The organism is Actinotalea fermentans (genome assembly GCF_007991475.1).
Classification (GTDB): domain Bacteria; phylum Actinomycetota; class Actinomycetes; order Actinomycetales; family Cellulomonadaceae; genus Actinotalea; species Actinotalea fermentans.
This window is the reverse complement of record NZ_BJYK01000002.1, coordinates 53,383-77,643: the sequence shown is the minus strand read 5'-3', so window position 1 is coordinate 77,643 and position 24,261 is coordinate 53,383. Positions and strand designations below refer to the sequence as shown.

At 73.7% G+C, this 24,261-nt stretch carries 23 protein-coding genes; 17 read left to right on the top strand and 6 right to left on the bottom strand.

Annotated elements, in window-relative coordinates:
- The first annotated feature begins 71 nt into the window (after positions 1-71).
- From AFE02nite_RS06785 to AFE02nite_RS06765, 5 genes are all read left to right on the top strand, one after another.
- Positions 72-1,319: a S1C family serine protease gene (locus AFE02nite_RS06785; protein WP_261765519.1), complete on the top strand. Its 1,248-nt coding sequence runs from the start codon at positions 72-74 to the stop codon at positions 1,317-1,319.
- A gap of 28 nt (positions 1,320-1,347) precedes the next feature.
- Positions 1,348-1,749 carry a Sec-independent protein translocase family protein gene (locus AFE02nite_RS06780; protein WP_146819318.1) on the top strand — a complete coding sequence of 134 codons (402 nt, stop codon included), beginning with the start codon at positions 1,348-1,350 and terminating at the stop codon, positions 1,747-1,749.
- A gap of 67 nt (positions 1,750-1,816) precedes the next feature.
- The gene (gene trpS / locus AFE02nite_RS06775) at positions 1,817-2,908 is read left to right on the top strand and encodes a tryptophan--tRNA ligase (protein ID WP_052113637.1); all 1,092 of its coding nucleotides are present in this window, start codon (positions 1,817-1,819) and stop codon (positions 2,906-2,908) included.
- Complete coding sequence (locus AFE02nite_RS06770; RefSeq protein ID WP_034245741.1) at positions 2,905-3,447, top strand: 2'-5' RNA ligase family protein; 543 nt, start codon at positions 2,905-2,907, stop codon at positions 3,445-3,447. The genes trpS and AFE02nite_RS06770 overlap by 4 nt, the downstream gene beginning before the upstream one ends.
- 304 nt (positions 3,448-3,751) lie before the next feature.
- A complete protein-coding gene (locus AFE02nite_RS06765) occupies positions 3,752-4,666 on the top strand; it encodes a hypothetical protein (RefSeq protein WP_146819316.1) in 915 nt (304 codons plus the stop codon).
- 178 nt (positions 4,667-4,844) lie between these two features.
- Here the strand turns inward: AFE02nite_RS06765 and AFE02nite_RS06760 are convergent, their stop codons facing one another.
- From AFE02nite_RS06760 to sdhC, 4 genes are read right to left on the bottom strand one after another with little or no spacing between them, the layout of a single operon-like run.
- Positions 4,845-5,672, bottom strand: a complete 828-nt coding sequence (locus AFE02nite_RS06760; RefSeq protein ID WP_146819315.1) for a succinate dehydrogenase iron-sulfur subunit — start codon at positions 5,670-5,672, stop codon at positions 4,845-4,847.
- Positions 5,672-7,450, bottom strand: coding sequence for a succinate dehydrogenase flavoprotein subunit (sdhA, locus tag AFE02nite_RS06755; RefSeq protein ID WP_034245738.1), 1,779 nt, complete (start codon positions 7,448-7,450; stop codon positions 5,672-5,674). Before sdhA ends, AFE02nite_RS06760 begins: the two co-directional genes overlap by 1 nt.
- A 56-nt stretch (positions 7,451-7,506) precedes the next feature.
- Positions 7,507-7,962 (bottom strand): succinate dehydrogenase hydrophobic membrane anchor subunit, encoded by a 456-nt coding sequence (locus AFE02nite_RS06750; RefSeq protein WP_034245735.1) that lies wholly within the window; start codon positions 7,960-7,962, stop codon positions 7,507-7,509.
- The gene (gene sdhC, locus AFE02nite_RS06745) at positions 7,962-8,342 is read right to left on the bottom strand and encodes a succinate dehydrogenase, cytochrome b556 subunit (protein ID WP_146819314.1); all 381 of its coding nucleotides are present in this window, start codon (positions 8,340-8,342) and stop codon (positions 7,962-7,964) included. Before sdhC ends, AFE02nite_RS06750 begins: the two co-directional genes overlap by 1 nt.
- 242 nt (positions 8,343-8,584) lie before the next feature.
- On the opposite strand from sdhC, the gene AFE02nite_RS06740 reads away from it, so the two are divergent.
- The 12 genes from AFE02nite_RS06740 (at position 8,585) to deoC (ending at position 21,543) form a co-directional block, all read left to right on the top strand.
- Positions 8,585-9,679, top strand: a complete 1,095-nt coding sequence (locus AFE02nite_RS06740; RefSeq protein WP_052113639.1) for a mannose-1-phosphate guanylyltransferase — start codon at positions 8,585-8,587, stop codon at positions 9,677-9,679.
- A gap of 80 nt (positions 9,680-9,759) precedes the next feature.
- Positions 9,760-10,977 carry an amidohydrolase gene (locus tag AFE02nite_RS06735; RefSeq protein ID WP_261765523.1) on the top strand — a complete coding sequence of 406 codons (1,218 nt, stop codon included), beginning with the start codon at positions 9,760-9,762 and terminating at the stop codon, positions 10,975-10,977.
- A gap of 271 nt (positions 10,978-11,248) precedes the next feature.
- Positions 11,249-12,364 (top strand): BMP family lipoprotein, encoded by a 1,116-nt coding sequence (locus AFE02nite_RS06730; RefSeq protein WP_146819313.1) that lies wholly within the window; start codon positions 11,249-11,251, stop codon positions 12,362-12,364.
- Positions 12,365-12,489: 125 nt separating this feature from the next.
- A complete protein-coding gene (locus AFE02nite_RS06725; protein ID WP_034245727.1) occupies positions 12,490-14,010 on the top strand; it encodes an ABC transporter ATP-binding protein in 1,521 nt (506 codons plus the stop codon).
- Complete coding sequence (locus tag AFE02nite_RS06720) at positions 14,007-15,317, top strand: ABC transporter permease (RefSeq protein WP_146819312.1); 1,311 nt, start codon at positions 14,007-14,009, stop codon at positions 15,315-15,317. The genes AFE02nite_RS06725 and AFE02nite_RS06720 overlap by 4 nt, the downstream gene beginning before the upstream one ends.
- The gene (locus tag AFE02nite_RS06715) at positions 15,314-16,609 is read left to right on the top strand and encodes an ABC transporter permease (protein WP_407643082.1); all 1,296 of its coding nucleotides are present in this window, start codon (positions 15,314-15,316) and stop codon (positions 16,607-16,609) included. The genes AFE02nite_RS06720 and AFE02nite_RS06715 overlap by 4 nt, the downstream gene beginning before the upstream one ends.
- Before the next feature lie 35 nt (positions 16,610-16,644).
- Complete coding sequence (locus AFE02nite_RS06710) at positions 16,645-17,043, top strand: cytidine deaminase (RefSeq protein ID WP_034245744.1); 399 nt, start codon at positions 16,645-16,647, stop codon at positions 17,041-17,043.
- On the top strand, positions 17,040-18,329 hold the full coding sequence (locus AFE02nite_RS06705; protein ID WP_146819311.1) for a thymidine phosphorylase: 1,290 nt from the start codon (positions 17,040-17,042) through the stop codon (positions 18,327-18,329). The genes AFE02nite_RS06710 and AFE02nite_RS06705 overlap by 4 nt, the downstream gene beginning before the upstream one ends.
- A gap of 3 nt (positions 18,330-18,332) precedes the next feature.
- Positions 18,333-19,190, top strand: coding sequence for a hypothetical protein (locus tag AFE02nite_RS06700; RefSeq protein WP_146819310.1), 858 nt, complete (start codon positions 18,333-18,335; stop codon positions 19,188-19,190).
- Between the two features lie 138 nt (positions 19,191-19,328).
- Positions 19,329-19,703, top strand: coding sequence for a hypothetical protein (locus AFE02nite_RS06695; protein ID WP_146819309.1), 375 nt, complete (start codon positions 19,329-19,331; stop codon positions 19,701-19,703).
- The gene (locus AFE02nite_RS06690) at positions 19,700-20,824 is read left to right on the top strand and encodes an adenosine deaminase (protein WP_034248239.1); all 1,125 of its coding nucleotides are present in this window, start codon (positions 19,700-19,702) and stop codon (positions 20,822-20,824) included. The genes AFE02nite_RS06695 and AFE02nite_RS06690 overlap by 4 nt, the downstream gene beginning before the upstream one ends.
- On the top strand, positions 20,821-21,543 hold the full coding sequence (gene deoC / locus AFE02nite_RS06685) for a deoxyribose-phosphate aldolase (RefSeq protein ID WP_052113969.1): 723 nt from the start codon (positions 20,821-20,823) through the stop codon (positions 21,541-21,543). The genes AFE02nite_RS06690 and deoC overlap by 4 nt, the downstream gene beginning before the upstream one ends.
- A gap of 59 nt (positions 21,544-21,602) precedes the next feature.
- On the opposite strand, the gene AFE02nite_RS06680 is transcribed toward deoC, so the two are convergent.
- Together AFE02nite_RS06680 and AFE02nite_RS06675 are read right to left on the bottom strand one after the other, a co-directional pair.
- On the bottom strand, positions 21,603-23,405 hold the full coding sequence (locus AFE02nite_RS06680) for a phospho-sugar mutase (protein ID WP_034248237.1): 1,803 nt from the start codon (positions 23,403-23,405) through the stop codon (positions 21,603-21,605).
- The gene (locus AFE02nite_RS06675; protein ID WP_034248234.1) at positions 23,405-24,232 is read right to left on the bottom strand and encodes a purine-nucleoside phosphorylase; all 828 of its coding nucleotides are present in this window, start codon (positions 24,230-24,232) and stop codon (positions 23,405-23,407) included. The genes AFE02nite_RS06680 and AFE02nite_RS06675 overlap by 1 nt, the downstream gene beginning before the upstream one ends.
- Between the last annotated feature and the right edge of the window lie 29 nt (positions 24,233-24,261).

The following is a 24,261-nucleotide window of genomic DNA, read 5'->3' as shown; positions in this document are numbered from 1 at the left end:
CGTGGGAGAACCCCTTCGCGCCGCCGCTGGTCAGGCCGGCGGCGCCAGCGTCGGCGGACCCGGTGGTGCCGGTGTCGGCGGACGTGCCCGCGCCGGCGCCCGCGTCTGCCGTCGCGCCGGCGTCCGACGTCGTTCCGGACGGCCCCGGCACCGCGCCCGGTGACGGCTCGGTCGCCTTCCCGGCCGCCGTGGACAGCTTCGGCCGCCCGCCCCGGGCGCGGCGCCGTCGGCGGCGTGCGGTGCCGGTCTGGGCCCTCGTCCTCACCGTGGTCGCCTCGCTCGTGGCGGGCGGCGTCGGCGGCGTGCTCGGCACCCGCTGGCTCGACGACCGCCGCCCGGCCGACGCGCAGCTCCCGCTCGCCCCCGTCGCAGCCGGGGACGTCGAGCTGACGGGGGTGGCCGCCATCGCCCAGGCGGTGCTGCCCAGCGTCGTGGCGATCGAGGTCCGGACCGCCACCGGCGGGGGCACCGGCTCAGGCTTCGTACTCCGCGACGACGGCTACGTCCTGACGAACAACCACGTCGTCGACGCAGCCGCGGACGGCGGCGAGATCGTCGTCGTCTTCGCCGACGGCAGCGAGGAGGAGGCCGAGCTCGTCGGGCGCACCTCCGAGTACGACCTCGCGGTCATCAAGGTCGATCGCGAGGGGCTCACGCCGCTCGTGCTCGGCGACTCCGACGAGGTCGTCGTGGGCGAGCCCGTGGTCGCCATCGGCGCACCCCTCGGCCTGGCCAGCACGGTCACCACCGGCATCGTGAGCGCCCTGAACCGGCCGGTGACCGCGGGCGACCCGCAGGCACCCGCGTTCATCAACGCGATCCAGACGGACGCCGCGATCAACCCCGGCAACTCCGGTGGTCCGCTCGTGAACGTCCGTGGCGAGGTGATCGGCATCAACTCCGCGATCGCGCAGGCACCCGGCGCCACCCAGCAGAGCGCGGGCAGCATCGGGCTCGGGTTCGCGATCCCGTCCGAGCAGGCCCGACGCACGGCTGAGCAGCTCATCGAGACGGGCCACGCGACCTACCCGGTCATCGGGGCGCTGCTGGACCAGCGGTACGTGGGGGAGGGCGTCCAGGTCTCCGCCGAGGCTCAGGAGGGCACCCCGCCGCTGACGCCGGACGGTCCGGCGGACCGCGCCGGCATCGAGCCGGGCGACGTGATCCTTGCCATCGACGGCCGGCCCGTCACGGCCGCCGACGAGCTCATCGTGGCCATCCGCGCCAAGGCGCCGGGCGACGCCGTCGTGCTCACCGTCCGCGACGGCGACGGCGAGCGCGAGGTCCGCGTCGTGCTCGACGAGTTCACCGGCAACTGACGGTCGGCGCGCGGGCTAGCCTGGGCCGGTGTTCGGGATCAACGGCGGCGAGTTCGTCGTCCTCCTGCTGATCGCCGCGGTGGTGGTCGGCCCCGAACGGCTGCCGCGGTACGCCGAGCAGCTCGCCCAGTGGGTGCGCACCTGGCGGTCGACGCTGAGCACCACGAAGGAACGGCTGTCCGCCGAGCTCGGCGAGGACGACGTCGACTGGACGGCGCTCGACCCCCGTCGCTACGACCCGCGACGGATCGTCCGTGATGCCCTGCTCGAGCCCGAGCGTCCCGCCGCGGGTGCCGCCGCCGGCGCGGGCGCGGCCCGCGCGTCGGCCGGCGCAGGTGGCCTGGAGCGGGCGGGCGGCGCCGCGACCGCGCCGGCCGCCCCGCACGACGCGCCCGCGGGTGCGGCGCCGTACGACGACGAGGCGACCTGAGCCGACGACGGCGGCCGACCGGCGTATCGGTTCGAGGTGCGGCTGGGTACCTGCCAGAATGCTTCGCATGTCCACCCCGGTACCGACCGTTGCCGCGCCTGCCTCCGGGCAGGCCTCGCGCCCCCGCATCCTGTCCGGCATGCAGCCCACCTCGGACTCGCTGCACCTCGGGAACTACCTCGGCGCGCTGGTGAACTGGGTGGCCCTCCAGGACGACTACGACACCTTCTACATGGTCGCCGACCTGCACGCGCTGACGGTGGCGCCGGAGCCGCAGCTGCTCCGCGAGCGCACGCGGCGGACGGCGGCGCAGTACCTGGCCGGTGGCGTCGACCCGGCGCGGTCGGTGCTCTTCGTGCAGAGCCACGTGCCCGAGCACGCGGAGCTGTCCTGGGTGCTGTCGTGCCACACCGGGTACGGCGAGGCGTCCCGGATGACGCAGTTCAAGGACAAGTCGGCCAAGGCCGGCGCCGAGAGCACGAACGTCGGGCTCTTCACGTACCCGATCCTCATGGCCGCGGACATCCTGCTGTACGACGCGGCCCTCGTGCCCGTCGGTGAGGACCAGCGCCAGCACCTGGAGATCACGCGCGACCTCGCGCAGCGGATCAACGCGCGGTTCGGGGAGACGTTCGTGGTGCCGGAGGCGCACATCGTGCGCAGCACCGCGAAGATCTTCGACCTGCAGGAGCCGACGTCGAAGATGAGCAAGTCGGCGTCGACGCCGAACGGCATCATCGAGATGCTCGACGACCCGAAGGTCATCGCGAAGCGGATCCGTTCTGCGGTGACCGACACCGAGCGTGAGATCCGGTTCGACGCCGAGGCGAAGCCCGGCATCTCCAACCTCCTGTCGATCTACTCGGCGCTCACGGACCGGACCGTCGCCGATCTCGAGGCCGACTACGAGGGCAAGGGCTACGGCGACCTGAAGAAGGACCTGGCGGACGTCGTCGTCGAGGCCGTCACGCCGTTCCGCGAGCGGGTGCTCGGCTACCTCGAGCAGCCCGAGACGCTCGACGACGTGCTCGCGGAAGGTGCCGAGCGCGCCCGCGACGTCGCCCGCGCGACGCTCGCCCGCGTGCGGGACCACGTGGGCCTGCTGCCGGCGCGCGGCTCCGTGGCCGCCGGGGTGGTGCCTGCCGGGACCCGGCCGTGAGGCTTCCCGAGCGGGTCGGTGACCAGGTGAGGGTGGGGATCGCGCTCCTCGTCCCCGAGCCGTGGGGCTCGCAGCTGCAGGCGGCCCGGGCGTCGTTCGGCGACCCGTTGGCGTGCCTGATCCCGCCGCACGTGACCCTGCTGGGACCGACCGTCCTCGAGCCCGAGGAGCTGCCGGCCATGGACGCGCACCTCGCCGAGGTCGGGCGCCAGCAGCGCCCGTTCACGATCCACCTGCGGGGCACGGGCACGTTCCGTCCGGTCTCGGACGTGGTGTTCATCCAGGTCGTGGAGGGCATCTCCGAGTGCGAGCGCCTCGAGCGTGCCGTGCGCTCCGGCCCGCTCACGCAGGAGGTGCGCTTCAACTACCACCCGCACGTGACGGTCGCGCACGACGTGCCCGCGGACGCGCTCGACCGCGCCTTCGCCGAGCTCGAGGACTTCGAGGCGGTGTACGAGGTCGGCAGCATCCAGGTGTTCGAGCACGGCGACGACAACGTCTGGCGCCCGGTCCGCGAGTTCCCCCTCACGGCCCCCTAGCTCCCCTCGCACGGCCCGCGACCAGGGCCTTCGTCCCCCCGAGTGGAGCGTTCCTCCCGCGGGTGGAGCGTCTTCACGGACACGCGGGCGTGTCGCGTCGCTTTCGCTCCACAGCTGACCGGGGATCGCGGCCTCGACACAGGCCCGGCGGTCCCGGGAGTCGCTCGCGCCGACAGGCCGCGACGCTCCGCCCATGGTCATGGATGGTTCATTGCCCTGGACGGTTCGTACGAGTTGCTGCGACGAGCTCGGCATCAGCGGGCGTGTGCTTCGCGGGCCCGCATTCACACGGGTGCGCCGCGGCGTGTACGTGCCTGCCGGCGCCGATCCGTACTCGCCGGACAACCGCATCGCTGCGGTCGTCGCAGGGCTGCCCGTCCACGCGGCGCTCGGCGGGTGGGCGGCCGCGCGCATCCTCGAACGCGAGGCCGCGAGCGACGGGCTCGAGGTCTTTGACGGTGGTCGCTGGTGGGCCGAGGCGCCGACACAGCACTCAACGCTCGGCGTCGTCGTGCCGAGGCTTGGCGTGGCGGGATCGGGCGGGAGCGCGCCGATCCTGGTCTGCGCGGCTCGGGAGAGTCGCCTGGCCGGTCGGCCGGACGCGCGGATCTTCCGGAGCCCCGTCGCTGACGACGACGTGCTGTCGCTCGGTGACGCGCGCATGACCGCGCCTGTCCGAACGGCGTTCGACCTCGCGCGGTTGCTGCCGATTGGTCGCGCCGTGGTCGCGCTGGACCGGCTGGTCCACCTGGGCGTGGTGGCGCCGACCGACCTCGCGGAGTACGCGAAGGGTCGCAGGGGCTGGCGCGGTGCCTCGCGCGTCCATCGTGTTCTGCGGTTGGTCGACGGTCGCTCGGAGTCGCCGCAGGAGTCGGTCCTTCGCCTGGTCTGGGTCGCGTCGGGGATGCCACGACCGCGCGCGAACCTCGTCGTACGGACGGCGTCGCGCGAGTTCGTCGCGCGTGTGGACCTGGTCGACGAGGTGGCCGGCGTCGCGGGGGAGTACGACGGCGCGTGGCACTCGGGCGGCGACCGTAGGAGCCGGGACTCGCGTCGCCACGAGCGGTTGCTGGCCCTCGGGGTCGAAGTGGTCCGCGCGACCAGTGCCGACCTGGGGTCCGACGCGCGGGCAGCCGAGTGGCAGGGACGCCTGCGCGCGGCCTACCGCCGGGCTCGACGACGTCCGCACGCCCGCGCGTGGACCGTCACGCCGTCGTGACCCCCCGTGTGGACCGTCACGCCGTCGTGGCCCCCCGCGTGTGGAGCGGAATAGACGCGACACGCGGGCGTGTCGGTCGGAAACGCTCCACCCGCGCGGGAAACGCTCCACCCGCGCGAGAAACGCTCCACCGGGACGGGGGACGGGACGCGGGGGAGGGGGAGCGGGTGGCCGAGGGTCAGAAGGCGCGGGTGATCATCGCGCGCTTGACCTCCTGGATGGCCTTCGTGACCTCGATGCCGCGGGGGCACGCCTCGGTGCAGTTGAAGATCGTCCGGCAGCGCCAGACGCCCTCCTTGTCGTTGAGGATCTCCAGGCGCTGCGCGCCGCCCTCGTCCCGGCTGTCGAAGATGAAGCGGTGCGCGTTGACGATGGCCGCCGGGCCGAAGTACTGCCCGTCGTTCCAGAACACGGGGCACGACGACGTGCACGCGGCGCACAGGATGCACTTGGTGGTGTCGTCGTAACGCGCGCGGTCCTCCGGCGACTGGCGTCGCTCAGCCGACGGCGTGTTCCCGCCGGTGATGAGGAACGGCATCACCTCACGGTAGGAGGCGAAGAACGGCTCCATGTCGACCACGAGGTCCTTGACCACCGGGAGACCCTTGATGGGCTCGACCGTGATGGGCTTGGCCGGGTCGAGGTCCTTGAGCAGCGCCTTGCAGGCGAGCCGGTTGCGGCCGTTGATCCGCATGGCGTCCGAGCCGCAGATGCCGTGCGCGCACGACCGGCGGAACGTCAGCGAGCCGTCGATCTCCCACTTCACGGTGTGCAGGGCGTCGAGCAGCCGGTCCGTGCGGTTCGCGCGGACCGTGAACTCCTCCCAGTACGCGGTCGCGTCCTTCTCCGGCAGGTACCGGCGGATGCGCAGCGTCACGTCGAACGAGCCGTCGTCGGGACGCTCGCCACGGCCGCTGGCGACGGCGGCGGCCTGTGGCTCACGCACGGGCGCGCCGCCGGGCGCCTGCTCAGCGGACCCGGTCTCCGGGGCGATCTCGGTGCTCATCAGTACTTCCGCTCCATGGGCTGGTACCGGGTGATCGTCACGGGCTTGGCGCCCAGCTCGACCTGCGTGCCGCCGTCGGGCGCCTGGCGCAGGTAGGCCATCGTGTGCTGGAGGAACCGCGCGTCGTCGCGGGCGGGGAAGTCCTCGCGGAAGTGGCCGCCGCGCGACTCCTCGCGCGCGAGGGCGCCCACGACGACGACCTCGGCGAGGTCGAGCAGGAAGCCCAGCTCCACGGCCTCGAGCAGGTCGGTGTTGAACTGCTTGCCCTTGTCCTGGACGGCCACGGACGCGTAGCGCTCCTTGAGCGAGCCGATCGTCGCGAGCGTCGCCTCGAGGGACTCCGCGGTGCGGAACACCTGCGCCCCGGCGTCCATCGCCTCCTGCAGCTCCCGGCGCAGCACCGCGACCTTCTCGGTGCCGTCGCCCCCAAGGACGCGGTCGAGCAGCGCGGTGACCGCGGCTCCGGGCGACTCCGGCAGCTCCGGCAGCTCGGCGGCCGCGCTGTACTCGGCGGCGGCGATGCCGGCCCGCTTGCCGAACACGTTGATGTCCAGCAGGGAGTTGGTGCCGAGCCGGTTGGCGCCGTGCACGGACACGCAGGCGACCTCGCCGGCCGCGTACAGCCCGCCGACGACGGCGGTGTTCGTGCGCAGCACCTCACCGCGGATCGTGGTGGGTACGCCGCCCATGGCGTAGTGCGCCGTCGGGTAGACGGGCACGGGCTCCGTGTAGGGCTCGACGCCCAGGTAGGTGCGCGCGAACTCGGTGATGTCCGGGAGCTTGGCGTCGATGTGCGCGGGCTCGAGGTGCGTCAGGTCCAGCAGGACGTAGTCCTTGTTCGGTCCGCAGCCGCGTCCCTCGCGTACCTCGTTCGCCATCGCGCGCGCCACCATGTCGCGCGGTGCGAGGTCCTTGATGGTCGGGGCGTACCGCTCCATGAAGCGCTCGCCCTCGCTGTTGCGCAGGATGCCGCCCTCGCCGCGCGCGGCCTCCGACAGCAGGATGCCGAGGCCGGCGAGCCCTGTCGGGTGGAACTGGAAGAACTCCATGTCCTCCAGCGGGATGCCCTTGCGGTAGGCCAGCGCCATGCCGTCGCCGGTGAGCGTGTGGGCGTTCGACGTCGTCTTGTAGATCTTGCCGGCCCCGCCGGTGGCGAGGATCACGGACTTCGCGCGGAAGACGTGCAGCTCGCCGGTGGCCAGGTCGTGCGCGACGACGCCGGCGACCTTGACCTCCTCGTCGGCGGGCACGTCGCCGGCCATGAGGTCGTGGGTGAGGAGGAGGTCGAGGGCGTAGACCTCGTTGAAGAACGCGACGTCCTGCTTCACGCACTGCTGGTAGAGCGTCTGCAGGATCATGTGGCCGGTGCGGTCGGCCGCGTAGCAGGCCCGACGCACGGCCGCCTCGCCGTGGTTGCGGGTGTGCCCGCCGAAGCGGCGCTGGTCGATCTTCCCGTCGGGCGTGCGGTTGAAGGGCAGGCCCATGTGCTCCAGGTCGAGGACCGCGTCGATGGCCTCCTTGGCCATGACCTCGGCGGCGTCCTGGTCGACGAGGTAGTCACCGCCCTTGACGGTGTCGAAGGTGTGCCACTCCCAGTTGTCCTCCTCGACGTTGCCGAGGGCGGCGCACATGCCGCCCTGGGCGGCGCCGGTGTGGGACCGCGTCGGGTACAGCTTGCTCAGCACCGCGGTCCGCGCGCGCGTCGACGACTCGAGCGCGGCCCGCATCCCGGCCCCCCCGGCCCCGACGATGACGACGTCGTACTGGTGGGTCTGCATCTGGGCCTGTCCTCCGGTGGGTCGTGGCTGGCTCGTGGCTGGTGCTTCGTGCGGGGTCAGGCGGTGCAGAACGACGGCAGCAGGTTCGCGGGCGCGTCCGGCGGGCACGGGTCGAACGTGAAGATGACGAGCGTGCCGAGGACGACGACCACGGTGAACGCCAGGTACAGCGCGACCTTGAGCACGATCCGCGTGCCGTCGCGCTCGGCGTAGTCGTTGATGATCGTGCGCACGCCGTTGGTCCCGTGGATCATGGCGAGCCAGAGCATCAGCAGGTCCCAGACCTGCCACAGGGGCGACGCCCACTTGCCGGCGACGAAGCCGAAGTCGATCGCGCTGATGCCCTCACCGTCGATGAGGTTCATGAACAGGTGCCCGAAGATCAGCACCACGAGCAGGACGCCGGACGCCCGCATGAACACCCAGCCGTACAGCTCGTAGTTCGTGCGGCCGGTGGTCCGGCGGGTGGTCCGCGTCCGCGGCGCGCGCGGTGCCTCGATGGAGACGGCCATCAGTGCCCCCCGAAGACGTTGCCGAGGTGGCGGGGCAGGAACCCGGCCATGGTGACGACGAACAGACCGATGACGATCCAGAGCATCACCCGCTGGTACCGGGTGCCCTTGGACCAGAAGTCGATGAGCGTGATCCGGATGCCGTTGAACGCGTGGTAGACCACCGCGGCGACGAGGCCGGCCTCACCGAGCCCCATCACGGGGTTCTTGTACGTGCCGATGACGGCGTTGTAGGCCTCGGGGGACACGCGCACGAGCGCCGTGTCCAGGACGTGGACCAGGAGGAAGAAGAAGATCGCGAACCCGGTCACGCGGTGCGCGAGCCAGGACCACATGCCCTCCCGTCCGCGGTAGAGCGTGCCGGCCGGTGCCTCGGGCACGGGAGCCTCCGTTTCGACGACCGTGTCGACTGACGTCGCAGTCCTGATGCGCTTCGGGTGCTCGACGCCGATTGCTTGACGTCGAGCGATCCACGGCCACTCTACGGCCAGGCGACCAGTGCCTCCCACCAGGCGTGACCGAGATCACGCCTGGTGGGTGGGGCAGACGCAGGACGAGGGGAGGCGCCGGCTGGGCCACGGGTCCGCCCGGAGCGCAGGACGTGCCTGGCAGGATGGCGGCCATGCTCGACTCGTTCCGCGCGATCGTCCCCGCCGGCGGCGCCGGGACGCGGTTGTGGCCCCTGTCGCGGGCCGGCTCCCCGAAGTTCCTGCACGACCTGACGGGCTCGGGCCGCACGCTGCTCCAGGCGACCGTGGACCGGCTCACGCCGCTCACCGGGCCGGGCGGCGTCGTCGTCGTGACGGGGGAGCGGCACGCCGCCGCAGTGCGCGCGCAGCTGGAGCTGCCCGCGGCCGCCCTGCTGACCGAGCCGTCCCCGCGCGACTCGATGGCCGCCATCGGGCTCGCCGCGGCGGTGCTGGCCGAGCGCGAGGGCGACGTCGTGGTCGGCTCGTTCGCGGCCGACCACGTGATCAGCGGGGACGGCTTCGCGCTCGCCGTCGGGCAGGCCGTGGCGGCCGCGCGCGCCGGGTACGTCGCGACGATCGGCATCCGCGCGACCGGCCCGTCGACGGCGTTCGGCTACATCCGCTCGGGGGGCCCGCTCGGCGTGCCCGGTGCGCCCGACGCGCGGCACGTGGCCGGCTTCACGGAGAAGCCCGACGCCGCCACCGCTGCGGCGTACCTCGCCACGGGTGAGTACGCGTGGAACGCCGGGATGTTCGTCGCGCGCGCCGAGGTGCTGCTCGGACACCTCGAGCGGCTGCACCCGGCGCTGCACGACGGGCTGCGCCAGGTCGCGGCGGCCTGGGACACCGACGCGCGCGGCGAGGTCCTGGGGCGGGTCTGGCCCGGGCTCGCGCGCATCGCCATCGACCACGCGATCGCCGAGCCGGTCGCCGCCGAAGGGGGCGTCGCGGTGGTGCCGGCGACGTTCGCGTGGGACGACGTCGGCGACTTCGCCTCGCTGGCCGGCCTGGTGCCGGCCGGTGCCGAGGGCGTGCGGGTGCTGGGGGACCCGGACCGCGTGCTCACGCTCGGGGCGCCCGGTGCCACCGTGGTGCCCGGGGGCGACCGGTTGGTCGCGGTCCTCGGCATCCCGGACGTGGTGGTGGTCGAGACCCCCGACGCCCTCCTGGTCACGACCAAGGACCGCGCCCAGGACGTGAAGGCGCTGGTCGACGCCGTCCGCGCCCGCCGCGCCGACCTGCTGTGAGCGCCGATCTGTCGTGACCGCCCGGCCCGGCGCGACCGGGCGCCGGCCCCGCACGCCGAGCCGCTAGTGTCGGTGGGGTGCTGGAGGGTCGGGAGAGCGCGGTCGTCGAGCGGATCCGCGCCCTGGTGGACGCACACCTCGACGAGCTCGTCGCGCTGCGGCGCGACCTGCACGCGCACCCGGAGGTGGCGCACACCGAGGCCCGGACGACCGCGGTCGTCGCGGAGCGTCTGCGGGCCGCCGGCCTGACCCCGCACCTGCTGCCGGGGACGGGCCTGACGTGCGACATCGGGCCGGGCGTGGTCGACAGCGGCCGCAAGCTCGTGGCCCTGCGCGCGGACCTGGACGCACTGCCCGTGCCGGACACCTGCGGCGAGCCGTGGCACTCCACGGTGCCCGGTGTCTCGCACGCGTGCGGGCACGACGTCCACACGACGGTGGTCCTCGGCGCCGGGCTCGTCCTGGCCGCGCTCGCCGACCAGCTCCCGGTCGGCGTCCGGCTCATCTTCCAGGCGGCCGAGGAGGTCCAGCCCGGGGGAGCGACGGCCGCGATCGAGGCCGGCGCGATGGACGGCGTCGGGCACGTCTTCGCCCTGCACTGCGACCCCAGGGTCGACGCGGGACGGATCGGGTCACGGCCGGGGCCGATCACCGCCGCCTCGGACCCCGTGTCGGTCACGCTCACCGCGGAGGGCGGCCACACCTCCCGCCCGCACCTGACCGGGGACGTGGTCTTCGCGCTCGGTCAGGTGATCACGCAGGTCCCGGCGGTGCTCGGGCGGCGCCTGGACCCACGCGCGGGCGTCAACCTGACCTGGGGCCACGTGCACGCCGGGTCCGCCGGCAACGCGATCCCGGCCACCGGGACCGTCCGCGGCACGCTGCGCTGCCTCGAGGCGCGGGCGTGGGAGGAGGCGGGCGCCGTCCTGCGCGAGGCGGTCGAGCACGTGGTGGCGCCGTACCGCGTGCAGGTCGACGTGCAGCACCTGCGCGGCGTGCCGCCCGTGGAGAACGAGCCGCACGCGACCCGGCTGCTCGAGGCCGCGGCGCGCGACGTCCTCGGGCCGGACGCGGTGGAGGCGACCGAGCAGTCCCTGGGCGGCGAGGACTTCGCCTGGCTCCTCACGCGCGCGCCCGGCGCCATGGCGCGGCTCGGCACGCGGGTCCCCGGCGGCCGGTCCTTCGACCTGCACCGCGGCGACTTCACGGTCGACGAGGCGGCCATCGCGACGGGCGCCCGGGTGCTGGCCCGGGTGGCGCTGCTGGCGGGGGAGCACCCGGCCCCGGGCGTCACGTGACGGGCGCCTGACCTGCCGCTGAAGCGCTCCTGACGCACCCCGCCGGTGGGTGCGTTTCCATGCCCGACCAGCGGCTTTCGCACAGGGTTGCGCAACATTCCGAATGCGTAACAGAGCCGTTGCAGACCTACTCGGCGGTAACAACCACGGTGGGCGCGACAGTACTGTTCTTGTACATCCAGCCGACCGGGTGCTGGCCCTCCCGCCGCGATGGCGCGACGTGAGCCGCGGGCCTGGCGGCACATGCGTGGCGACAACACAGGAGTGGCACGTGAAGAAGACGATGAGGGCAGCGGTGCTCGCCACCGCGGCGGCGCTGGTGCTTGCGGCGTGTGGCGCGGCTCCCGAGGACGAGAACGAGGCGACCACCGAGCCCGGTGCCGACGAGACCACCCCGGCCGAGACGATCGACTACAAGGCGTGCATCGTCTCCGACGCCGGCGGCTTCGACGACAAGAGCTTCAACCAGCTGAGCTACGAGGGCACGAAGAAGGCGGCCGACGAGCTCGGCGCCCAGTTCGCCGAGGTCCAGTCCGACTCCGAGACGGACTTCCAGCCCAACATCGACTCCCTGGTTGCCGAGGGCTGCAACACCATCGTGACGGTCGGCTTCGCGCTCTCCGCCGCGACGGTCGAGGCCGCCACGGCGAACCCGGACATCGAGTTCGTCCTCATCGACGACGCTGCCGACAACGACTTCAACGGTGAGAAGGACGCGGAGAACATCAAGCCGCTGCTCTACGACACCGCGCAGGCCGCGTTCCTCGCCGGCTACCTGGCCGCGGGCTACTCGGAGAGCGGCAAGGTCGGCACCTTCGGCGGCCAGCCCTACCCGACCGTCACGATCTTCATGGACGGCTTCAAGCAGGGCGTCGACTACTACAACGAGGTCAAGGGCACGAGCGTCTCGGTCATCGGCTGGACCGGGTCCGACGAGGGCTCGTCCTTCACCGGTGGCTTCGAGGCCAACGACACCGCCAAGAACACCGCTGCGGCGATCATCGACCAGGGCGTCGACGTGCTGCTCCCCGTCGGCGGCCCGATCTACCAGTCGGCCATGGACGCCATCGCCGACTCCGGCCGCGAGATCGCGCTCATCGGCGTGGACGCCGACTTCTACGAGACCGACCCCAGCACGCAGGACCTGGTGCTGACCTCGATCCTGAAGAAGATGGACGTCTCGGCCTACGACGCAGTCATGGCCGCGGGCCAGGGCGACGTCGACTACGAGGCCTACGTCGGCACGCTCGAGAACGGCGGCGTCGGCATCGCCCCGCTGCACAACTTCGAGGGCAAGGTCGACGCGGCGCTGTGGGCCGAGGTCGAGGCGCTCCAGGAGCAGATCATCGCCGGTGAGGTCGAGGTCACCTCGTACCTGAACCAGTGATCCTGGCGCAGTGAGCACCGTTCCCGGGGAGGCCGCCTCGGCCTCCCCGGGAACGCGCGCGCCCCGGGTGCCGTCGGTGCCCGCGCCCCTTCCCCCGTCCCACCTGCCCCAAGGATGATCGTGCGATGAAGCTCGAGCTCCGAGACATCACCAAGCGCTTCGGCTCCCTGGTCGCGAACGACCACATCTCGATCACGGTCGAGCCGGGCGAGATCCACTGCCTCCTCGGGGAGAACGGCGCCGGCAAGTCGACGCTGATGAACGTGCTCTACGGCCTGTACACCGCCGACGAGGGCGAGGTGCTCCTCGACGACGTCGTGCAGCACTTCCGCGGGCCGGGCGACGCGATGGCCGCCGGCATCGGCATGGTGCACCAGCACTTCATGCTGATCCCCGTCTTCACCGTCGCGGAGAACGTCATGCTCGGCAACGAGCAGACCCGCTCCGGCGGCCGCCTCGACCTCGAGGCCGCGCGCGCGAAGGTCAACGACATCGCGTCGCGCTTCGGCTTCCACGTCGATCCCGACGCCGTCGTCGAGGACCTGCCGGTCGGCGTGCAGCAGCGGATCGAGATCATCAAGGCCCTGTCGCGCGACGCGAAGGTGCTCATCTTCGACGAGCCCACCGCCGTGCTGACGCCCCAGGAGACCGACGAGCTGATGGGCATCATGCGCCAGCTCAAGGAGTCGGGCGCCGCCATCGTCTTCATCACGCACAAGCTGCGCGAGGTCCGCGAGGTCGCGGACCGGATCACCGTCATCCGGCGCGGCGCGGTGGTCGGCGAGGCCAGCCCGACGTCGACCGACGCGGAGCTGGCCGCGATGATGGTCGGCCGCGCGGTCGAGCTCACCGTGCAGAAGGGCGAGCCGACCTACGCGCCGTCGTCCCTCGAGGTCACCGGCCTCGAGGTGACCGACGCGCGGGGCGCCGTCCTGGTCGACGACGTCAGCTTCACCGTGCGCGGCGGCGAGGTGCTCGTCGTCGCGGGAGTCCAGGGCAACGGTCAGACCGAGCTGACGGAGGCCCTGGTCGGGCTCGCCGCCGGGACCGTGGCGGGCAGCATCAGGCTCGACGGCACCGAGCTCGTCGGCAGGTCCGTGCGGGGGATCCTCGACGAGGGCGTCGGGTTCATCCCCGAGGACCGCAGCACCGACGGCCTGGTCGGCGCGTTCAGCGTCGCCGAGAACCTCATCCTCGACCGCACCAACGCGCCGCCCTTCGTCCGCCGCGGCGTGCTCCAGCTCGGCCTGCGCGACGAGTTCGCGACGAGGTCGGTGGAGGAGTTCGACATCCGCACCCAGGGCATCGACGAGCCGGTCGGCCAGCTGTCGGGCGGCAACCAGCAGAAGGTCGTGGTGGCGCGCGAGCTCTCGCGCGACCTGCGGCTGCTCGTGGCGGCGCAGCCGACGCGCGGCGTCGACGTCGGCTCGATCGAGTTCATCCACAAGCGGATCATCGCCACGCGCGACGCGGGGGTCCCCGTCGTCGTGGTGTCCACCGAGCTCGACGAGGCGGTCGCCCTGGGCGACCGGATCCTCGTCATGTACCGCGGCCGTGTGGTCGGGATCGTCCCCGCCGACACCCCGCGCGACGTGCTCGGCCTGATGATGGCCGGCATCCCGGCCCATGGGACGGAGGCGGCATGAGCGTCGACGACAGCCAGCTCGGCGGGACGTCGGTGGCTGCCCCGCAGCACGTGGGCGACGAGCCCCCGGTGCGCCCGGCCGGCACGAAGGCGCCCGACGACGGCGACCGCTGGCGCGAGGCGCTCCGCCGCGTGACGTCCGGCGGCTGGGCGGTCTCGCTCGGCGCCGTGGTGCTCGCGGTGCTCGCCGGATCCGTCATGATCGCCGTGACCGACAAGGGCGTGCAGGACGCCTCGGGCTACTTCTTCAGCCGGCCTCAGGACACGTTCTCGGCCATCGGCAGCGCCGTCGGCGGTGCGTACGCGGCCCTGTTCCGCGGCGCCGTCTGGGACTTCCGCGCCGACGACTTCGCGGGTGGCATCAAGCCGTTCATGAGCTCGCTGAACTTCGCGACGCCGCTGATCGGCGCCGGCCTCGGCGTGGCCCTCGCGTTCCGCGCCGGCCTGTTCAACATCGGTGGTCGTGGCCAGATGCTCGTGGCCGCGGCCGCGGCGGGCTGGGTCGGCTTCGGCGTCGACCTGCCGATCGTCCTGCACCTCGTCGTCGCCATGACCGCGGGCATCGCGGCGGGTGCGATCTGGTCGGGCATCGCCGGTCTGCTGAAGGCGGCGACCGGCGCCCACGAGGTCATCACGACGATCATGCTGAACTACGTCGCGTTCTACCTGATCTCGTACATGCTCGCGACGCCCGGCCTGCTCCAGGCGCCGGGCTCCTCGAACCCGAAGACGCCTCCCATGGCGGACACGGTGATCATGCCCCGGCTGCTGGGTGCCCAGTACAAGCTGAACCTCGGCTTCGTCTTCGCGCTCGTCGCCGTCGTCCTGGTCTGGTGGCTGCTCAACAGGTCGCGCCTCGGCTTCGCGTTCCGGGCCGTCGGCGAGAACCCCGACGCCGCGCGCGTCGCCGGCATCGACGTCCGGCGCACCACGGTGTCGGTCATGCTCGTGGCCGGTGGGCTCATCGGCCTCGCGGGCACCACGCAGGTGCTCGGCACGGTCACGACCGGGTTCTCCTCGGACATCGACGCGGGCATCGGCTTCGACGCCATCACCGTCGCGCTGCTGGGTCGCTCGACGCCGTTCGGCGTGCTGGCCGCCGCGATCCTGTTCGGTGCGTTCAAGGCCGGCGGCTCGGTGATGCAGGCGTCCGAGAACGTCCCGATCGAGATCGTGCTCGTGATCCAGTCCCTCATCGTCCTCTTCATCGCGGCGCCGCCGCTCGTGCGCGCGGTCTTCCACCTGCCGCAGCCGGGCGCCCGGCCGAAGAAGCGAGCCCGCCGTCAGCCGAAGGAGGTGGCCGCGTGAGCACCGCCGTCGAGACGCCGTCGTCGGCGCCGATGTCCACCGACCTGCGGCGCGTCGCCGTCGTCAGCGCCAAGTCGGCGATCGCCTACACGGCCGTGACCGCGGCCATGGCGCTCCTCCTGCTCCTCGTCCCGCGCGACGGGGACGTCAGGTACCGCATGGGCGCCGAGGGCGACGCCGTGCGCCTGCCGGACGTCGCCCTGCCCGGCATGGCGGTGGCCTGGGTGTGCGTCGCGATCGCGGCGCTCGTCTCCGTCGCCGCGTGGGCGTTGCTGCGTGTCCAGCGCAAGCCGTCCGTCTGGCTCGGCATCCTCCTCGGCGTCGTGCTGCTGGTGGCCTTCCTGTCGTGGTCCGGCGCCGGCAGCCAGCAGGACCTGCCCGTGACCCGCCTCGTGGGCGGGGCCGTGCTGCTCTCGGTCCCGATCCTCTTCGGCGCCCTCGGCGGTGTGATCGGCGAGCGGGCCGGCGTCGTGAACATCGCGATCGAGAGCCAGCTCCTCCTCGGAGCGTTCGCGGCGGCGATCACCGGCTCGCTCACGGACAGCCCCGTCGCCGGGCTGGTGGCGGCGATCGTCGCCGGCATGCTCGTCGCCGTCGTCCTCGGCGTCTTCACCATCACCTACAAGGTCGACCAGGTCATCGTCGGTGTGGTGCTGAACGTGCTGGTGGTCGGCCTGACGAGCTTCTTCTACTCCGAGGTGCTCGTGCCCAACGCCGAGCGGCTCAACGACACGGAGCGCTTCAAGCCGATCGCGATCCCGGTGCTCTCGGACGTGCCGATCTTCGGTCCGGCGCTGTTCCGCCAGTCGCTGCTCGTCTACCTCGCCTACCTGGCCGTGCCCGTCGTCTGGTTCGCGCTGTACCGCACGCGCTGGGGCCTGCGTCTGCGGGCCGTCGGGGAGCACCCGCAGGCCGCGGACACGGTCGGCATCAAGGTCGAGCTCACCCGGTACCGCGCGCTGCTCATCGCGGGCGGCGTGGTCGGCCTCGGCGGCGCCTTCTACACGGTCGTCTCGGTGTCGTCCTTCGGCAAGGAGATGACGGCGGGCGCGGGCTTCATCGCCCTGGCCGCGGTGATCTTCGGCAAGTGGGACCCGGTCCGCGCGGCCATGGCGGCCCTGCTGTTCGGCTTCGCGGCGAACCTCAAGGACATGCTGAGCCTGGTCGGTGCCCCGGTGCCGAGCCAGTTCATGCTCATGCTCCCGTACGTCGTCACGCTCTTCGCGGTCGCCGGTCTCGTGGGCAAGTCCCGCGCGCCCGCCGCCGACGGCGAGCCGTACATCAAGGAGTGACCGGGCGGACCACGCCCCTGGACGAAGGAGTGGACGTGCCCGAGGTGGACTGGGAGTCGTTGCGGTCCGCCGCACGGGAGGTCATGACGCACGCCTACGTGCCGTACTCGCACTTCCCGGTGGGGGCGGCGGCGCTGGTGGACGACGGCCGCGTCGTCGTCGGCTGCAACGTGGAGAACGCCTCCTACGGCGTGACGCTGTGCGCGGAGTGCGGCCTCGTGAGCGCCCTGGCGGCCTCCGGCGGCGGCCGGCTCGTCGCGTTCAGCTGCGTCGACGGGCACGGGAACGTCCTGATGCCCTGCGGGCGGTGCCGCCAGCTGCTCTACGAGCACGGCGGCCCCGACCTGCTGCTGGAGACAGTGAGCGGCGTCCGGAGCATGCGGGAGGTGCTGCCGGACGCCTTCGGACCTGCGGACCTGGAGGAGCGGGCATGAGCGAGCGGTTCGACGCCGTCGACATCATCCGGACCAAGCGCGACGGCGGGCGCCTGTTGCCCGAGGAGATCGACTGGGTCGTCGACGCGTACACGCGGGGCGTCGTCGCGGACGAGCAGATGTCCGCGCTCGCGATGGCCATCCTCCTCAAGGGGATGGAGCGCGAGGAGATCGCGCGCTGGACCGCCGCGATGATCGCCTCGGGCGAGCGCCTGGACTTCTCCTCGCTCTCGCGCCCGACGGCGGACAAGCACTCGACGGGCGGTGTCGGGGACAAGATCACGCTGCCGCTCGCGCCGCTGGTCGCCGCGTGCGGCGTCGCCGTGCCGCAGCTGTCCGGGCGGGGCCTGGGCCACACCGGCGGGACGCTCGACAAGCTCGAGTCGATCGCCGGGTGGCGCGCCGCGCTCTCGAACGAGCAGATGATCGCCCAGCTCGAGGACGTCGGCGCCGTGATCTGCGCTGCCGGGTCCGGGCTCGCGCCGGCCGACCGCAAGCTCTACGCGCTGCGCGACGTGACCGGCACGGTCGAGGCGATCCCGCTCATCGCGAGCTCGATCATGAGCAAGAAGATCGCCGAGGGCACCGGCTCGCTCGTGCTCGACGTCAAGGTCGGCAGCGGCGCGTTCATGAAGGACGTCGCGCAGGCCCGCGAGCTCGCGCGGACCATGGTCGACCTCGGTACCGACGCGGGCGTGCGGACGGTGGCCCTGCTCACCGACATGTCCACGCCGCTCGGCCTGACCGTGGGCAACGCGCTCGAGGTCCGCGAGTCGGTGGAGGTGCTCGCGGGCGGCGGCCCGGCCGACGTCGTCGAGCTCACCGTCGCGCTCGCGCGCGAGATGCTCGCCGCGGCCGGGCGGGGCGACGTCGACCCCGCCGATGCGCTGGCGGACGGCCGCGCGATGGACGCGTGGCGCCGGATGATCGCGGCCCAGGGCGGCGACCCGGACGCGCCCCTGCCGACCGCGCGCGAGTCCGAGCAGGTGCTCGCGCCGGCGGACGGCGTGCTCGTCGGGCTCGACGCCCTGGCGGTCGGCGTCGCGGCCTGGCGGCTCGGCGCGGGCCGCGCGCGCAAGGAGGACGCCGTCCAGTTCGGGGCGGGGATCGAGCTGCACGCCAAGCCCGGCGCGCTCGTGCGGGCCGGCGAGCCCCTGATGACGCTCTTCACCGACACCCCCGAGCGGTTCGAGCGGGCCCGGGCGGCGCTGGAGGGGGCCGTGACGATCGCGCCGGAGGGCTCCCGCGCGCCCGAGCGTCCGCTCCTCATCGACCGGGTGGCCTGATCGGTGGTCCAGCTCGGGGGTGTGCTGCGGCGGGTCGGCCTGTGGCGCCGGACGCCCCCGCCGTGGCGCGCCGGGTACGTCGTCGCCAAGGATCCGCCGGGCGCCGCGCCGTGGCGGCGCGCGCTCGCGGCCACGGGTGACCCCGCGGCGGCGGACGCCCTGGCGCGCGCCTGGGACGAGCTGACGCCGCGCGAGCGGGCGGCCGTGTGGGACCCGGTGACCGAGCTGGGCCGTGACGGCCGCCAGGCCACCGGCCGCACGTGCGGGGCTGCCGTCCTGACCATGCTCGCCGCGCAGGGCGACCCCCTGCTGGCGCTGTGGCTCGCGAGCGGGCGGCTGCTCGCGGCGGAGCGCCCGCCGGAGCTCGCCGGGGCACCCGACGACGTCCTGCGCCGCCTCCGGCAGGCTTCCACCCGGACCCGCTTCGCCGTCGTGCACCGTGTGGTGCACCGCCGGGCGACGCGGCGCGCCGTGGCCGGCCTGCCGTGGCCGGAGGCGCTCGGCACGCCGCCCTGGGCGCTGGCGCGCTCGGCGCGCTACCTCGGGGTGCTGTTCACGCACGCCGTCCTCGACGACTCCGACCCCGCCGCGCTCGAGGCCGGCCTGGTCCGCGTCGGGGCGGCGGTGGACGCCGGCATCCCGGTGCCGCTCCTGACCGGCGGGGACAGCTCGCGCGGCTGGGGCACGGCCGTGCCGCGGCACGTGGTGCTCGCCGTCGCCGAGCGCGACGGGGGGCTCGACCTGTGGGAGCCGGGTCGCGGCGCCGTCGTGCACGCGGACGCCGCGGTCCTCCGGGGAGGGGCGGCGCACCCCGCCCTCGGCAACTGGGCGCACCTCACGTGGGCGGTGCTGCCCCGCTGAGCGATGGCGGCGGGGAGGCCTGCCGTCGGCGACCATGATTGGCAGCCGCCACGGTGGGGGACAAGGATGGAGTGACGGCACGTGGCGCCCATGAGCTGCTCGGGCGTCCGCGCGATCGACGGAGGGGGAGGCAGTGCGATGAGCACGACACCCGAGGACAGCTGGGCCGACGCGGGGCTGGTCCCGCCCGAGGACGCCCGGATCCCGACGCCCGAGCGGGGGACCATGCCCGTCGACCCGGCGCGGCAGCCCGCGGCGCCGCGGCCCGACCTGGCGGCGGAGGCGGCAGAGGCCGCGGAGTACCGTGCCGACCCGGACGAGCCGGCCGACGCCGACGAGGTCCCGGCGGAGCTGCCGACCGACGCCGGCGAGGCGGACGCGCTCGAGCAGGCGCTCGGCGCGCGCGGGCTGCCGCCCGAGCCGCCCCGGGCGCGCGACGACGCAGCCGAGCACGACCTGATCGAGCAGGCGCAGGACGTGCCGGACGACGACGAGGAGTACCCGACCGCATGAGCACCGAGCTGTCGTTCGACGAGGTCCGGGCGCTGCCCAAGGTCTCGCTGCACGACCACCTGGACGGCGGGCTGCGGCCGGCGACGATCGTCGAGCTCGCGGCCGCGGTGGGCCACCGCCTGCCGACGGACGACCCCGACGAGCTGGGCCGCTGGTTCGTCGAGAGCGCGTCGGCGGGGTCGCTCGAGCGGTACCTCGAGACGTTCGACCACACGATCGCCGTCATGCAGACGGCCGACGGGCTCGCGCGCGTCGCGCGGGAGGCGGTGGCGGACCTCGCGGCCGGCGGCGTCGTGCTGGCCGAGCTCCGCTACGCGCCCGAGCAGCACCTGCGCGGGGGCCTCACGCCGCAGCAGGTCGTCGACGCCGTCCGGGGCGGCCTCGAGGAGGGCGTCGCGGAGGCGGCGGACGCGGGCCGGCGGATCGTCGCCGGTCAGCTGCTCACCGCGCTGCGGCACCTCGACTCCGGCGACTGGACGGCCGAGCTCGCCCTGGCCAACCGGGACTCGGGGGTCGTCGGTTTCGACGTGGCCGGTCCGGAGGCCGGCTACCCGGCGCTGCGCCACGAGAACGCCCTGCGCACGCTGCGCGACGCGAGCTTCCCCGTCACCGTGCACGCCGGTGAGGGCGCGGGCCTGGAGTCCATCGCCGAGGCGGTGCACCGCACGGGCGCCCTGCGGATCGGTCACGGGGCCCGGATCGTCGACGACATCGCCTTCGGCGAGCCGACCGACGACGACCGGCTCGGCCTGGACGGCGCGCAGCTGGGCCGCCTGGCCCAGTGGGTGCTGGACCAGCAGGTCCCGCTCGAGCTGTGCCCCCGGTCGAACGTGCAGACCGGCGCCGCGGCCTCGGTCGCCACCCACCCGGTGACCGCCCTGCTGCGGCTGGGCTTCGCCGTGACCGTGAACACCGACAACCGGCTGATGTCCGGCACGTCGCCGACGACGGAGCTGCACGGCCTCGTCGCGGACGCCGGCTGGACGCTCGCGGATCTGCGCGACGTCGCCCTGACGGCCGCCTGGTCCGCCTTCCGACCCTTCGACGAGCGGTCCGCGCTCGTCGACGACGTCATCCTTCCCGCCTACACCGAACCAGCGAACGGACGGCACCGCGCATGACCACCAGCCCCTCGTCGGCAACCCCGCAGCCCCTCGACGCGGCCGCGGTCGCCCAGATGGTCGACCACACCCTGCTCAAGCCGGAGGCGACGGCGGCCGACGTCGCCGCGTTCGTCGCCGAGGCGCGCTCCCTCGGCGTGTGGTCCGTGTGCGTCTCGCCCTCGATGCTGCCGGTCGACGGCGGCGAGGTCCGCGTGACCGCCGTGTGCGGCTTCCCCTCGGGCAAGCACCGCAGCGAGATCAAGGCGGCCGAGGCGACCCGGGCCGTCGGCGACGGCGCGGACGAGATCGACATGGTCATCGACGTCGGCGCCGCGGTGGCAGGCGACTGGGACTACGTCCAGGCCGACATCGCCGCCGTGCGCGCCGCGGTGCCCGAGCCGACCGTCCTCAAGGTCATCATCGAGTCGGCCGCGCTCACCGACGAGCAGATCGTCAAGGCGTGCGAGGCGGCCGAGGCCGCCGGCGCGGACTTCGTGAAGACCTCCACGGGCTTCCACCCGGCGGGCGGCGCCAGCGTGCACGCGGTCGAGCTCATGGCCGCGACCGTGGGCGGCCGTCTGGGCGTGAAGGCCTCGGGCGGCATCCGCACCGGCGCGGCCGCGCGGGCGATGATCGCCGCCGGTGCCACGCGCCTGGGGCTGTCCGGCACGAAGGCGGTGCTGGAGACCCTGGACGAGGCCGCCGCGGCCGACCAGCCGACCGGCTCGGGTTACTGAGCCCGAACGACGAAGGGTCCGCGTCCGAGGACGCGGACCCTTCGTCGTGTGCGGCGAGGTCAGCCCTCGAGCCCCAGGGCGGCGGCGACGTCGTCGCGCACCGCGTCCAGGCGCGCCCGGGCGGTGCGCCGCGCGTCGCCGACTGGGTCAGGGCCCTCGCCGGTCACCGGCACGATGACCTCGAGGTAGCACTTCACCTTGGGCTCGGTGCCGCTCGGCCGCACGACGACGCGGGTGCCGTCCTCGGCGAGCAGGCGGAGCCCGTCGGTCGGCGGCAGGGCGTCCGGACCGGGCTCGGGGCGGGCCAGGTCCTCCACGGACACCACGGGCGACCCGGCCAGCGTCGACGGCGGCGCCGAGCGGACCCGGTCCATCGTCGCGCCGATGGCCGCCAGGTCGGCGAACCGCGCGGACAGCTGGTCGGTCAGGTGCAGCCCGTGCCGCACGGCCAGGTCGTCCAGGACGTCGACGAGCGTGCGCCCCTCCGCCTTGACGCGCGCCGCCAGCTGCGCGAGCAGCAGCGCCGCCGAGAGGCCGTCCTTGTCGCGGACGACGTCGGGCGCCACGCAGTAGCCGAGCGCCTCCTCGTAGCCGAACGCGAGACCGTCCACGCGGGCGATCCACTTGAACCCGGTCAGGGTCGAGCGGTACGCGAGCCCGTGGTCGGCCGCGATGCGGGCGAGCAGCCGCGACGACACGATCGAGCTCGCGAGCACGCCCGACGTCGTGCCGGCCGCGGCGAGCCTGTGGGCGACGTCGTCGCCCAGGAGCGCGCCGACCTCGTCGCCGTGCAGCATGCGCCAGCCGGCCGCGCGGGCGCTGTCCGCGCCGTGCGCGGAGGCCGCCCGCGGGTCGCGCACCGCGGCGGCGCACCGGTCGGCGTCGGGGTCGTTGGCGATGACCAGGTCGGCCCCCGTGGCGTCCGCGAGGGCGAGCGCGAGGTCGATGGCGCCCGGCTCCTCCGGGTTGGGGAACGCCACCGTGGGGAACGCTGGGTCGGGCTGAGCCTGCTCGGGAACCACGGTGAGGTCCGTGAACCCGGCCCCGGCGAGGACGCGCGCGACGAGCTCGCCACCCACGCCGTGCAGCGGCGTCGTGACGATGCGCAGGTCCCGTGGCGTCCCGGGCGTCGCGAGCGATCCCACGGCGGCCAGGTACGCGTCCACGACGTCCTCGCCGAGCGTGGTCCAGCCGCTTTGGACGCGCGGCACCGACGTCACCGACGGCACCGCGGCGATGCGCGCGGCGATCTCGGCGTCGTGCGGGGGCACGATCTGCACGCCCTGGCCGGCGTCCGTGACGACGCGCCCGCCCAGGTAGACCTTGTAGCCGTTGTCCTGCGGCGGGTTGTGGCTGGCCGTGACCATGACACCCGCGTCCGCGTGCAGGTGCCGGACCGCGAAGGCGAGGACCGGCGTCGGCAGGAACCGGGGCATCAGCAGCGCCTCGCCGCCCGCCGCCGTGACGACGGCGGCCGTGTCGCGCGCGAACGTGTCGGACAGGTACCGCGCGTCGTACCCGATGACGACGCGCGGGCGCGCGTCGGCGCCCAGCACGTCGCCGAGGTAGCGGACGAGCCCGGCCGCCGTCCGGATGACGACGGCCCGGTTCATCCGGTTGGGGCCGCCGCCGAGGGCTCCGCGCAGGCCGGCCGTGCCGAACTCGAGGAAGCCGGCGAACCGGTCGGCGAGCTCCTGACGCGCGGCGATCCGCATCGTCTCGTCGTCGGTGGACTCGCCCGCGAGGTCGAGCAGGTCGGCGAGGTGACGCGCGGTCTGGGCGTCCGGGTCGTCGTCGATCCAGGCGCGCACGCGCGCGGCGAGGTCAGGGTCGAAGGGCACGGTCTCGGCGCCGGTCGCCATCAGATCCGCCCCACGATCTCGGCGAGCAGGCGGCTGATCCGGGGACCGGCCGCACGCCCGGCCTCGAGGACCTCCTCGTGCGCCAGGGCCTCGGTCCCGACGCCCGCGGCGAGGTTGGTCACGAGCGAGATGCCGAGGATCTCCATGCCGGCGTGCCGCGCGGCGATCGCCTCGAGCGCGGTGGACATCCCCACGAGGTGGGCGCCCATCCGGCCGGCCATCGCGACCTCGGCGGGGGTCTCGTAGTGCGGGCCGGGGAACTGGGCGTAGACGCCCTCGGGCAGGTCGGGGTCGACCTCGTGCGCGATCGCGCGCAGGCGGGAGGAGTACAGGTCGGTCAGGTCGACGAAGGTCGCACCCTCGAGCGGCGAGGTCGCCGTGAGGTTGAGGTGGTCGCTGATGAGCACGGGGGTGCCGGGGCCCCACGAGGGGTCGAGCCCGCCGCAGCCGTTGGTGAGCACGAGGGTCGTCGCGCCGGCCGCGGCGGCCGTGCGCACCCCGTGGACGACGGCGCGCACGCCGCGCCCCTCGTACAGGTGGGTGCGGGCCCCGAGCACGAGGGCGTGCCGCGCGCCGTCGCGCAGGCGGACCGCGCGGAGCATCCCGCCGTGGCCCGCCACGGCGGGGGCGTTGAAGCCGGGCACCTCGTGGGCGGGCACCTCGGCGACGGTCTCGCCGATGAGATCCGCCGCACCGCCCCAGCCGGAGCCGAGCACGAGGGCGACGTCGAAGTGGGAGACGCCGGTGAGCTCGGACAGGGTCGCGGCCGCCGATCGGGCGGTCTCGAACGGGTCCGTGGCGGCGCCTGGGGAAACGTGGGTCGTCATGGATCGAGGCTAGCGCCGAGGGGTTTAAC

Coding starts and splice junctions, on each gene's coding strand:
- trpS (WP_052113637.1), top strand. CDS start 1,817: ATGTCCACCCCGGTACCGACCGTTGCCGCGCCTGCCTCCGGGCAGGCC.
- AFE02nite_RS06725 (WP_034245727.1), top strand. CDS start 12,490: ATGAAGCTCGAGCTCCGAGACATCACCAAGCGCTTCGGCTCCCTGGTC.
- deoC (WP_052113969.1), top strand. CDS start 20,821: ATGACCACCAGCCCCTCGTCGGCAACCCCGCAGCCCCTCGACGCGGCC.
- AFE02nite_RS06705 (WP_146819311.1), top strand. CDS start 17,040: ATGAGCGAGCGGTTCGACGCCGTCGACATCATCCGGACCAAGCGCGAC.
- AFE02nite_RS06750 (WP_034245735.1), bottom strand. CDS start 7,962: ATGGCCGTCTCCATCGAGGCACCGCGCGCGCCGCGGACGCGGACCACC.
- AFE02nite_RS06720 (WP_146819312.1), top strand. CDS start 14,007: ATGAGCGTCGACGACAGCCAGCTCGGCGGGACGTCGGTGGCTGCCCCG.
- AFE02nite_RS06690 (WP_034248239.1), top strand. CDS start 19,700: ATGAGCACCGAGCTGTCGTTCGACGAGGTCCGGGCGCTGCCCAAGGTC.
- AFE02nite_RS06760 (WP_146819315.1), bottom strand. CDS start 5,672: ATGAGCACCGAGATCGCCCCGGAGACCGGGTCCGCTGAGCAGGCGCCC.
- AFE02nite_RS06740 (WP_052113639.1), top strand. CDS start 8,585: ATGCTCGACTCGTTCCGCGCGATCGTCCCCGCCGGCGGCGCCGGGACG.
- sdhA (WP_034245738.1), bottom strand. CDS start 7,450: ATGCAGACCCACCAGTACGACGTCGTCATCGTCGGGGCCGGGGGGGCC.
- AFE02nite_RS06695 (WP_146819309.1), top strand. CDS start 19,329: ATGAGCACGACACCCGAGGACAGCTGGGCCGACGCGGGGCTGGTCCCG.
- AFE02nite_RS06680 (WP_034248237.1), bottom strand. CDS start 23,405: ATGGCGACCGGCGCCGAGACCGTGCCCTTCGACCCTGACCTCGCCGCG.
- AFE02nite_RS06675 (WP_034248234.1), bottom strand. CDS start 24,232: ATGACGACCCACGTTTCCCCAGGCGCCGCCACGGACCCGTTCGAGACC.